At 65.0% G+C, this 9,898-nt stretch carries 9 protein-coding genes; 4 read left to right on the plus strand and 5 right to left on the minus strand.

Annotation, left to right across the window (positions count from 1 at the left end; all coding sequences use genetic code 11):
• From AC3WJD_RS15620 to AC3WJD_RS15635, 4 genes are all read right to left on the minus strand, one after another.
• Positions 1–2,604 (minus strand): TonB-dependent receptor domain-containing protein, encoded by a 2,604-nt coding sequence (locus AC3WJD_RS15620; protein WP_492747620.1) that lies wholly within the window; start codon positions 2,602–2,604, stop codon positions 1–3.
• A 74-nt stretch (positions 2,605–2,678) separates the two neighbouring features.
• Entirely contained in the window at positions 2,679–3,704 is a 1,026-nt protein-coding gene (locus AC3WJD_RS15625) for a FecR family protein (RefSeq protein WP_492747622.1), read from the minus strand.
• Entirely contained in the window at positions 3,701–4,234 is a 534-nt protein-coding gene (locus tag AC3WJD_RS15630) for an RNA polymerase sigma factor (protein WP_492747623.1), read from the minus strand. Before AC3WJD_RS15630 ends, AC3WJD_RS15625 begins: the two co-directional genes overlap by 4 nt.
• A gap of 696 nt (positions 4,235–4,930) precedes the next feature.
• Positions 4,931–5,239 (minus strand): hypothetical protein, encoded by a 309-nt coding sequence (locus tag AC3WJD_RS15635; protein ID WP_492747624.1) that lies wholly within the window; start codon positions 5,237–5,239, stop codon positions 4,931–4,933.
• A 238-nt stretch (positions 5,240–5,477) separates the two neighbouring features.
• On the opposite strand from AC3WJD_RS15635, the gene AC3WJD_RS15640 reads away from it, so the two are divergent.
• From AC3WJD_RS15640 to AC3WJD_RS15650, 3 genes are all read left to right on the plus strand, one after another.
• Entirely contained in the window at positions 5,478–6,383 is a 906-nt protein-coding gene (locus AC3WJD_RS15640; RefSeq protein ID WP_492747625.1) for a tyrosine-type recombinase/integrase, read from the plus strand.
• A gap of 92 nt (positions 6,384–6,475) precedes the next feature.
• The gene (gene bamE, locus AC3WJD_RS15645; RefSeq protein ID WP_492747626.1) at positions 6,476–6,910 is read left to right on the plus strand and encodes an outer membrane protein assembly factor BamE domain-containing protein; all 435 of its coding nucleotides are present in this window, start codon (positions 6,476–6,478) and stop codon (positions 6,908–6,910) included.
• A gap of 19 nt (positions 6,911–6,929) precedes the next feature.
• Positions 6,930–7,457, plus strand: coding sequence for an OmpH family outer membrane protein (locus tag AC3WJD_RS15650; protein ID WP_492747627.1), 528 nt, complete (start codon positions 6,930–6,932; stop codon positions 7,455–7,457).
• A 277-nt stretch (positions 7,458–7,734) separates the two neighbouring features.
• On the opposite strand, the gene AC3WJD_RS15655 is transcribed toward AC3WJD_RS15650, so the two are convergent.
• Positions 7,735–9,086, minus strand: a protein-coding gene (locus tag AC3WJD_RS15655) for an IS3 family transposase (protein WP_492747628.1) whose coding sequence is annotated in 2 segments (ribosomal slippage) — positions 7,735–8,750 and positions 8,750–9,086 — 1,353 coding nt in all. Because the reading frame shifts where the segments join, the coding sequence is not laid out codon by codon here.
• Positions 9,087–9,357: 271 nt separating this feature from the next.
• On the opposite strand from AC3WJD_RS15655, the gene AC3WJD_RS15660 reads away from it, so the two are divergent.
• Positions 9,358–9,594, plus strand: a complete 237-nt coding sequence (locus AC3WJD_RS15660) for a hypothetical protein (protein WP_492747629.1) — start codon at positions 9,358–9,360, stop codon at positions 9,592–9,594.
• Positions 9,595–9,898: the final 304 nt, after the last annotated feature.

Raw genomic sequence — 9,898 nt, forward strand, 5'->3', positions numbered from 1 at the left:
TCATTGCCAGCGCTTCGTGATGGCGAGGCCGACGAAGCGCCCGATCGCCGAATAGTTGGTCGAATCGAAGGGCGTATACTGGACGAAGTCGGTGCGGATGATGTCGGGTTCGTCGTTGAGGATGTTTTGGGCGGTGAGCGCGAACTCCATGTTCGAGGTTGCACGGTCGCCGGCATCGGTCCGGTAGCGAAGCGTCAGGTCGAGCGAGCCCTGTCCCGCGATATCCGCATGCAGCGCGGTCCGGTTGTCGGTGACCCCGCCCGTGTGGCTGAACCAGCCCGAGAGCGTAAGGCCGCCATCGTTCCAAGTGGCGCCCGTGCGCAGGCGCCAGTGCGGCGGGTTGAAGATGGTACCGGCAAGCGGAAGCGAGGGCTGGGTCGGGGTGAACCGGCGGCTGCTGTCGAGCCAGCTTGCCGATGCGGCAAGCGTCAGCGTCCTGCCGCCTGCTAGGTCGAGCCGGTAGCGCCCCGAAAGGTCGACGCCCCTGGCGCGCTGCCTGCTCACATTGGTGAAGCGGTTGTCGATGATGCCGACGACGCTTGCCGGATCAAAGGGGCGGCCGGTCAGGTTGTTGAGGCCGATGGCCGAGGCCGCGATGGTCGCATCGATCTGTGCCGGCGTCGGCGACAGTGTGACGAACTGCGCATAGGATGGATTGTCGAGGACGCCCGCGATCGACGCGACCGGCTCGATCACGCGCCGGGTGTAGCGCACGTCGAACCAGCTCACCTCAAGCTCGAGACCTTCGACCGCCGGCGGGTGAATGCCAAGCGTCGCGGTCCAGTTGGTCGAGCGTTCGGGGCGGAGATCGGGATTGCCGCCCGATCGGTAGAGGACGGTGCTGCCTGCTGGAAGCCCGGTGCCCGTGCTCGCGGCATTGAGCAGCAGCGTCTGCTGGTCGAGGAACTGCTGGTAGAGCGTCGGCGCCTTGAACGACCTGCCCCAGCTCGCAGACAGCGTGACGGCGCGATCGGGGGCGAGGACGACGCCGAGCTTGGGTGTCGCGACATCGCCCATGCCCGGATAGTTCTCGTAGCGGAGCGCCGCGCTCAAACTCATCCGGTCGAGCCCGGGCACCGCCATTTCCGGCGCGACCAGCGGCACGAACAGCTCGCCATAGCCATACCAGCTTTCCTGGCGCGCCTCGAAGGGCGATGCCTGGCTGGGGGCGCCCACGAAGCTCACGCGGCGCCTGTCCTGTTCGAGCCGGTTCTCGCGCCAGCCGCCGCCAAGCGCGACCCTGACCTTGCCCGCAGGCAGTGCGAACAGGCTGCCATCGGCGCTGGCTTCGGCCGTGTCGAGCCTGTTGGAAAAGAGGATGCGCGTGTCATATTGCGCCACGCCGCCGACCGCGAGGATGGTCGAAAGCCGCGCCCTGTCGTCTCCGTGGACCAGGCCCGCGCCGAGCGACCAGTCGCCGGGCAGTGCGATGGTGAGCTCGGGCGCGATCGACCAGCGCTCGGAACGCGAACGGCCGAGAGTTCCGTACACGTCATAGGGCTCGTCCGCAGAGAACGGTGTCTGGATCCGGTGATCGCGCGTGCTGTAGAGCGCGTCGGCGGAAAGACTGACGCCCGATCCCAGCTGCTGGTGGACGCTCAGGAGCGCGCCTGTCGCTTCCTGCTCGGGATAGAGCGTCGCGTCTGGCTCCTGTGCGGATGCATAGTCGCGCTGGCGCGCGAGGATGGGCGTGTTCCTCGACCAGTCCAGTGCTCCGATGAACCCGCCCGAATTCCACCGGGCGCCGCCAACCGCGCCATATTGCTGCTCGACATCGCCGCCAGCGGTGGCGGCTCCCCAGCGGCCGCTTGCCGAGACTCCCTCAAAGTCGCGCTTCAGGAGGATATTGATCACGCCCGCGACCGCGTCCGAGCCGTAGAGCGCCGACGCACCGTCGGCGACCACCTCGACTCGGTCGACCGCATCGAGCGGGATCGCCGAGATGTCGACCGCATTGTTGACTCCGCCAAAGGCAAGCCGCCTGCCGTTGACGAGCGAAAGCGTCGCATCGGGCCCGAGCCCGCGCAGATTGGGGCTCGATCCCGAATTGATGTTGACGTTCTCGGTGCCGCGCACGCCGACGCCCACGCTGGGGTTCTGGCCGCCATTGAAGTTCTGCGGGATGCTGCGGATCGTCTCGCCAAGGTCCGCCTGGCCGGCATTGCGCACATCCTCCTGGCCGATGCGGATGACGGGGGAGGCGGGCGGGGCGCCGCGGATGCGCGTGCCCGTCACGACGATGTCGCCCGGTCCGTCATCCGAAGCGTCCGCGACCTGTTGCCGGCGGATGACGACTGTCCCGCCGCGCGATTCCGCGACGAGGCCACTTCCTTCGAGGAGCCGCGCGATCGCGGTCTCGGGATCGAGCTCGCCGCTGAGCGCGGGCGCGCGCCTGCCCGCGACATCGGCGCCCGAAAAGATGACCTCCCGGCCGGAAGTCTTGCCGACGGCGACGAGGGCGTCGGCAAGATCCTGGGCCGGGAGGTCCCAGCGCACCGGCGCACCTGGCGCCGATTGCGCCTGCGCCGGCATGAGGGAAGCCAGCGTGCCTGCCGCGACCCCGGCAAGCAACGCCGGCCAGCGCCGGTTCGAAAATCTGGTCATGTTCCTCTCCCTCCAATGCCGCCCATGAGTGGGGCGGTCGTTCGAAGGGCTCGACGCGGGGCCGGCGGGGGACCTTAGGGTCGGGACGAAATTTTTTTGTGCCCACGCCTCAGCATGATCGTGCCGGGTGTGGACCGGTCGAGCTCGAGGTCGAGGACATGCGCGAGATTGTCGGCAAGTCGCGTAGGATCATCGACGCGGAAGCGCCCCGAGACACCGAGCGCCGCGATCGTAGCGTCGCCTGCCACCAGCTTGGTGGCTGAATGACGATTGGCCTCGGCGAGGATCACATCGAGCCTTGCGTCTCGTACCTCGATTATCGCCCGCGACCAGTCGGGCGCAGTCGCGGCCGGAGTGGGCATCGCGGTCAGATGGCCTCCCGCAAAACTGACCGCTTCGCCCGCCTTCAGTCTTCTGGGTGCGCGCGCTGCCGCGGTGTCGGGACGCGTGCTTGCCGCGACGTCGATCGCGCCCTCGATAAGGGCTACCTCGACCCTGTGTTCTGTCAGCGAGACGTCGAAGATCGTGCCGCGTGCGGTGATGCTTCCGTCGGCCGCAGCGACGACGAAGGCACGCGCCTCATGCGCGACCTCGAAGCGCGCACGTCCGCGCTCGAGCCTCAGATGGCGTGCATCGGGCCCAAGCGCGACCGTCACCAGGCTGTCGCCATCGAGCGTCACCATCGACCCGTCTGCAAGGTGGAAGCGCCTGATGTCGCCGCCCAGGGTGGCGATCTGCGCTGGGCCGGCTCCGGCCGTGCCCGGGACCGTCACTGGCCTTGCAAAGCGGTGCGAGGCGAAGAGGCCTGCGCCCGTGATTGCCGAGAGCGCCAGGAGGAGGGTGATGAGCGCGAGCGTGCGCCGCTTGGGCGACCGCGCGGGCGTGTGGATCTCTCCAGTTCGCTTGAGCAGCTTCGCATCAGCGAAGCGCCCGGCGATCCGGTTATAGGCGGCGAGATGCTCGGGCTGGCCGAGCCAGGTTTCGAAATCGCTCCTGAAGCGCGCGGCATCGTCACGTCGCATCCGCGCAAACCACGCAGCGGCCTCCTCGCGCAGCCGTTCCTTGCGGGCGCTGTCGGTTGCGGCGTCCGGGCCGGTCACGCGTCGTCCAGTTCGCGGTCGATATGGGTAAGCGCACGCATCACGTGATATTCGACGGTCGCCGTCGTGATCGCAAGACGCCCCGCGATCTCCCTGTAAGTGAAGCCGTCCACGCGGTGCATCAGGAACACCTGGCGGGTGCGCTCGGTGAGACCCGAGATCGCATGCTCATATCGCACGACAAGATCCGCCGCCTCGATCATCTGGGCCTGGTCCGGGGCGACGGGCAGGTCGATGGCCTCGTCGAGCGGTAGATGGTAGTGCGCATGCCGGCTCCTCTCGCGACGCGCCTTGTCGATGAGGAGGTTGCGCGCCACGCGCTGCAGCCAGGCCGCCGGATTGCGAATGCCCTTTACGGGCTCGCTTGCGCTCAGTCTCAGGAACGTCTCCTGCACCATGTCGTTGGCGGCCTCGGGATCGCGCGTGCGGGCACTCAGCCACCGGCGAAGCCTCGGCGCCTCCGCGCGGAACAGGCCGTCCATGTCGAGCATGGCCCCCGCGTCATCGCGGTCCTCGCCGGCGTGCGTCATGGGGCAGGGGCGGACGCGTTGCGCCGCTTCGCTGTGATGATGTCAATGTGCACGGGCGGGTCGACCTGGCGGCAGCGATCGGCGCTTGGGGGTAACCCCAGGCGGCAATGCGTCAGTCAGGTGCGCCGCCGTTGCGTGCCCTTCAGGCGCGCTGGTCCGGTACGGCCGCCCGTCCGGCGGACGGGCGTCTGTAATGCCTGGCAGGGAGAATTCCCGCAGCGTGCCTGCCGGCTGCCACGCTGCGCCATGATCATGCACGAACCAGGGCGGGGGCGCAAGCCGGGGCGGCCGGCGCCTTTCCGTTACGGCAAGGGCCATCGCGTTTCTCATGTTCCATGTTTGTTCTGTCCTACAGGGCGCGCACTCGCTACGCTTTCATATCGATGGAGATTGCCGATGCTGCTCGTTGATGCCCCGCTGATCCTTGCCTTTGCCGCGCTCGTCACCAGCCTGTCCGCACTGATCTGGTCGCTTCGACGCAAGCCTTGAGCCTGTCGGAGCGGCACTAGGCGACGTTCGCGGACCCTGTCCGTCAATTGCCCGTGGCCGGTTTCGGCTCCAGCGCGATCGGCGACAGGCTGGGACCCGATATCGATGCGGTCTATGGCGTGGCGCTTCTTGCGCTGTCTCGTGCCCTCGACGATCCGTGAGGGCAGAGGTGTGCCCACCGGCAGCCGGTGTGGGCGATCGCTGGAATCAGGCAGGGTCGTCAGCCGTTTTCGGAGTTGGTCTTGTGGCAGCCTTGCGCTGACGGGCATCCGGTGCGGATATCGCTTGGGGGTCTGGCATTCGCAACGCGCGCATCACCAGTTTGATCTTCAAGCGCGCTTCTTTGGCCGCGAGCCGGTCGCGCTCCTGTCTTGGCTTTCGGGCATGGCTGAGTAGAAGGTCGAGCTGGCAGAGTTCGAGCCCCACGCCCCGGCAGATCGCGTGCATATGAGTGCGGGCATAGGTTGGGCGCAGCGTGTTCTCGCAGCCGGCGGGCAGATCGGTTGCCTGGATCACGCGCGAACGCATCGAAGGCGGCACGGTCGCTTTTTCCCACGGCATAGAGCCAGGCGAGCGCGGATTAAGCCCGATTAGCTACCGCACAGCGTCGGCTTTGTCGGACAAGTACGAACCCGCTGGCGCGGGATGGGTGGCCGATCCGAGGCTATACGAGCGCGGCTTATCAAGCGCCTTGGTTGAGCCTCGCTAAGGGGAGGCACACGCTTCCGACTCCTTCAACACGAGGAGTCGAACGATGACCACGATCACACATGACCCCGCCCTGACGCTGCGTCAGCGCTTGATCGAGGACATGGACCTGCATCGCCTGTCCCGGGCTACGCAGCGCAACTATCTGCGCGACGTGGCGCGGTTTGCGAGTTGGTTGGGCCGTCCGCCCGATCGCGCGACCGATGAGGATCTGCGCCGATATCAGATCGAGCAGCGCGAGATGGGGCTTGGGGCACCGGCGATGAACACGGCGGTCTCGGCGCTGCGGTTCTTCTACACGCGCACGCTCGACCGCCCCGACCTGACGCGCAAGCTTCACCGGGTGAAGCATCCCCGCGCCCTGCCAACCGTGCTCAGCCGCGAGGAGGTCACGCGGATGCTCGACGCGACGACGAGCCTCAAGCACCAGGCGATATTGTCGGTCGCCTATGGGGCCGGTCTTCGCGCCTCCGAGGTCGCGAAGCTCAAGGTCCGTGATATCGACGGCGAGCGCATGCTGCTCAGGGTCGAGTGCGGCAAGGGCGGGCGGCATCGCAACGCCATGCTTGCCAACGACCTGCTCATTCTCCTGCGCGAATGGTGGAAGGTCGGCCGCCAGCAGGGCATGATGCATCCTGACGGCTGGCTCTTCCCAGGGCAGCATTACCTCAAGCCCATCTGCTACCGGCAGGTCTACCGCATCGCGACCGAAGCGGCGCAAGCCGCGGGCATCACCAAGCGGGTCGGCCCGCACACGTTGCGCCATAGCTTCGCTACCCATCTGCTCGAGGATGGCGTCGACATCCGCATCATCCAGGTCCTGCTCGGCCACGCCCAACTGACCACCACCTCGCTCTATACCAGGGTGGCGACGCGCACCGTGAAGAACGTGATCAGCCCGCTCGACCGGCTCGCCATGATCCCCGGCTCACAGGCTGCGCCCGACGGCTGAGCCGTTGCGCCCCTCACCCGAGGTCGCCGACATGTCGGCATGGGCTTCCAGTTCTGACTTGCGGCACTGACCCTGAATCCAAGGAGGATATAATGAAAGCCAAGTTCCTCACTTTCCCGGTGGTTGTGGGCCTCAGCCTCGTGACCACGTCTGCTACCGCTGAAGAGGTCCGGGAGCCTTCGGCTCCGACATATGCGGCGAAAGTTGATCCCACGGCCTTTCGCGAGGTGACGCTCGAACATAAGAAGCTCGGCGTTACGACAAGCCCCGCAACGGTGCGGCTGATCGCGCCTGGAATGGACAAGTTCAGCATCTATCCGTTGCTCGGCGCGCCGCATTTCGGCGAAGGCATCACCCGCCGGTGGAATTACGTCCTCTTCTTCCCGCCGGCTGCCGGTGAGACGGAGCGGGTGCGTTGCCGCATGGAGATCCGCTTCGAACGCCGGCGCGGTCACTACAGCGTCACTGTGTCCGAGGTGGTCTGGCAGGACCAGGCCTGCGCGGACCGGGTTGCGCGTGCGAGCTGATTGAGCGAGGGGCGGCGACATGCGCATCGGACTTCTCGCCGCCTCTGTGCTCGCGTGTGTCGGCACCATTGCCTCGGCGCAGACATTCGGTCCGCCCATCACGGGCCTGTGCCTGCTCTCGCGGGCGGGCGCCATTGCTGCCTCGCGCGCAGGCCAGTCGATGCAGGCGCAGCTCATGCAGATGCAAGGCTCGTTGTCGGGCGACCTCGCCCGGCAGCGTGCCGCTATCGATCAACAGCGCCGGGCACTGGAGGCACGGCAGAATTCCACCGCGCCGATTGAGTATCAACGACAGCAGACCCTGCTGAACCAGCAAGCGCAGGCGCTTGAGCAGCAGCAAAATGCGCGCTTCATTGCTGCGCAAACGCGTGGTCAGCAGCAGATCGACAGTGCGCTCAACAATGCACTGGGACGGGTCGTCACACGCACCAGCTGCAGTGTCGTGCTGGAGCGCGACAACGCCTATGGCTGGAACAATGCGATGGACATCACGCCCGCCGTTACCCGCGAAATGGATGGCTTGCTTCTGAGCGTTGTTTTGCAGTGATCGACCCGCCGACACATTCCCGTTGATGACCTGTTCCACCCATTCGGCTTCTGAAGTCGTGAGCCGGTGCCAACCATTGTCCGTTTTTTTTCACTTCGGATCCAAAAGCAATCCGACTGCTATCTTCCCGAAAATCTGAACCTGAATCGACGGCAGCTGTTGAGATCTTCAATTCGACGTCGGAATGTCCGATTTGTCGGCGGTGTCCGTCGTCGAAACCTTTGGCACAGATCGCGGCGCAGATTAGCGGAGAGCGGGCCTCGTCTGGGGGTTGATGTTATGCGGCGAGCCTGCGGTGTTGCAAGCGCCGATGCTCGATGGTCTGTCGCTTGATCCTTTCGCGCTGTTGGATGATGGCCGGGCCCCTGCCGAAATAGGCGTCGGCGGGCGTCACGTTGTTCAGGCTCTCGTGGTAACGCTGGTGGTTGTAGTGCTCGACGAACGCCGCGATCTGGGTCTCGAGATCGCCGGGCAGGAAGTAGTTTTCCAGCAGGATGCGGTTTTTCAGGGTCTGGTGCCAGCGCTCGATCTTGCCCTGGGTCTGGGGATGGAATGGGGCGCCGCGCACATGGCTCATGCCCTGCGCCCCGATCCATTCGGCCAGTTCGCCCGCGATATAGCTAGGCCCGTTATCCGACAGCAACCGCGGCTTGTGCCGGACATGGGCCTGGTCGCAGCCTGAGGCGGCAAGCGCCAGTTCCAGCGTGTCGGTGACATCCTCGGCGCGCATCGTTGTGCACAGCTTCCAGGCGATGATGTAGCGCGAGTAATCGTCGAGCACGGTCGAGAGGTATATCCAGCCCCAGCCGATGATCTTGAAGTAGGTGAAGTCGGTCTGCCACATCTCGTTCGGCCGGGCGGTCTTGTGCTGGAACTCGTTCGCCGCCTTGATCACCACATAGGCTGGGCTGGTGATCAGGTCGTGGGCCTTCAGCAGGCGGTAAACCGTGGATTCTGACACGAAGTAGCGCTTGTCGTCGGTGAAGCGCACGGCCAGTTCCCGAGGGCTCAGCTCCGATACTTCCAGCGCAAGTTCGATGATCTGATCATGGATGTCCGCCGGGATGCGGTTCCACACCCGGCTTGGCGCCGAGGGTCGATCTTCCAGCGCCTCTGGGCCGCCATCGAGATAGCGGTCATACCAGCGGTAGAAGGTCCGGCGCGGGATGCCGAGCTGGTCCAGCGTGTGCCGTGCCGGCAGGTGCGACTGCTCGACGATCCGGATGATTTCGAGCTTTTCGGATGCGCGATACCTCATTCGTCGTCGCCCCCATCCGCGATCATGCTTTTTTTGAGCAGTCGGTTCTCGAGCGTCAGGTCCGCGACGCATTCCTTCAGAGCGCGGGCCTCGCGGCGCAGATCCTTGACCTCGTCAGTGGTGGCAGCACGGGCGGTATCGCCCGCCAGCCGGCGTTTCCCGGCCTCCATGAATTCCTTCGACCAGGTGTAATACAGGCTCTGGGCGATGCCTTCCTTGCGGCACAGCTCGGCAATGCTGTCCTCGCCGCGCAGGCCTTCGAGCACGATCCTGATCTTGTCCTCGGCCGAGAAATGGCGCCGGGTCTGCCGCCGGATGTCCTTCACCACCTGCTCGGCCGGCTTTTTGGCGCTTGAGGATTTGGGTCTCATCTTCGTTCCTTCGTCACTACGACGAGACCCCAAATCCTCCTTAATTCACAACCTCAAATCTGTGCCATTGGTGCTGACGGCGGACACCTTCACGTTGACGTTCCATATTGTGGACGTGATTGTGATGCCCACACTCCATTCATCGGGCCATGTGTCCCATCGGACACGAATCCATTGATCGTCGGTGTTGCCCCTGCTTCCGTTCGCCTTCGCATTCCCAAGCGACCGCGCTCCCAAGTCAGCGATCGCGTCCCCGCATAGGAGATTAACCTTGGAGCATTCCCACGCATTGCCCGCAGGCGTTCGCCAAAGATTATCCGACCTCTTCCTCGATTTGGAGGCCGGCACAGGCAACGTCGAAATGCGCAAATGCCTGCATGCAGTGCTCATCCAGACCGCTATCGATTTGTCAGCCACCTTGTTTCCCGACAATCGGGCGCGAGACCAAGTGATCGAACGGGAACGGACAAAGGCTGGCTTCGCCGCAGGTACGGGACAGGCATTTTAACGAAGCTTTCCTCGACCGGCACATCTCATCGGCAATGCAGATTTCGCCGACCTTCGTAGATTCCATTGATGTGAACGAAGGGCGGCTTCTGTTCACCACCAAGGGGCAGCTGAACGTCGGGGATGTCGGCGAAAGCCGTAATTGTCACCGAGGCTGCTGGCAGCGCCATGGTTCCGAAAGCGATGGCTGGAGGCGCCCGCTCTGGCTACTGAAGGCGCAGGAGCAGGTAATACCAAGATTCACTGATCAGAACCCGTGAGCCCATTCGCGCATGCCGATGGACATGATGCGCCAGGGCTGATCG

The organism is Sphingobium sp. FW306-1B-F04DB, from assembly GCF_058781925.1.

Coding starts and splice junctions, on each gene's coding strand:
- AC3WJD_RS15620 (WP_492747620.1), bottom strand. CDS start 2,604: ATGACCAGATTTTCGAACCGGCGCTGGCCGGCGTTGCTTGCCGGGGTC.
- AC3WJD_RS15630 (WP_492747623.1), bottom strand. CDS start 4,234: ATGACGCACGCCGGCGAGGACCGCGATGACGCGGGGGCCATGCTCGAC.
- AC3WJD_RS15640 (WP_492747625.1), top strand. CDS start 5,478: ATGACCACGATCACACATGACCCCGCCCTGACGCTGCGTCAGCGCTTG.
- bamE (WP_492747626.1), top strand. CDS start 6,476: ATGAAAGCCAAGTTCCTCACTTTCCCGGTGGTTGTGGGCCTCAGCCTC.
- AC3WJD_RS15650 (WP_492747627.1), top strand. CDS start 6,930: ATGCGCATCGGACTTCTCGCCGCCTCTGTGCTCGCGTGTGTCGGCACC.